This window comes from Vibrio sp. 2130-1, from assembly GCF_033339515.1.
Genome location: NZ_JAWOUT010000492.1, coordinates 1 through 592, shown reverse-complemented (window position 1 = coordinate 592; position 592 = coordinate 1). Strand labels below are relative to the sequence as shown.

Genomic DNA, 592 nt, shown 5'->3' with positions numbered 1-592 from the left:
TCTATACCCGCATATGACTGTTGCAGAAAATATGGGTTACTCACTAAAAGTAAACAAAGTTCCAAAAGAAGAGCGAGATAAAAAAGTACAGCTGGTTGGTAAAGCACTACAGTTAGAACATCTACTTGATCGTAAACCAGCCCAACTGTCAGGCGGGCAACGTCAGCGCGTTGCTATCGGTCGTGCTATCGTGAGAGATCCTAAAGTGTTTTTATTCGATGAGCCTCTATCAAACCTTGATGCAGAATTACGTGTGGATATGCGTCTACATATTGCAAAGCTACATCAAGAACTTAAGTCAACCATGATCTACGTAACGCACGACCAAGTCGAAGCCATGACATTAGCAGATAAAATCGTCGTGCTTCGTGATGGTAAAGTTGAGCAAGTTGGCTCACCAATGGATCTCTACCATAACCCTGTTAACAGATTTGTTGCCGGATTTATTGGCTCGCCTAAAATGAATTTTCTTCCTTGTACCGTTGAAGCTTGGGATGAAACGAGCTTAACAGTGAGTCTAGATGTGGGTCATTCAATCACTTTACCGATAAAAACAGCTCAGGTTGAAATAGGTAAAAATCTAACGTTAGGT

At 41.6% G+C, this 592-nt stretch carries 1 protein-coding gene; it reads left to right on the top strand.

Going from position 1 to position 592, the window contains the following annotated elements; translation table 11 throughout:
• Positions 1-592: ABC transporter ATP-binding protein (locus tag R7Q09_RS27015; RefSeq protein ID WP_318144061.1), on the top strand; the 592-nt coding region annotated here is incomplete at both ends.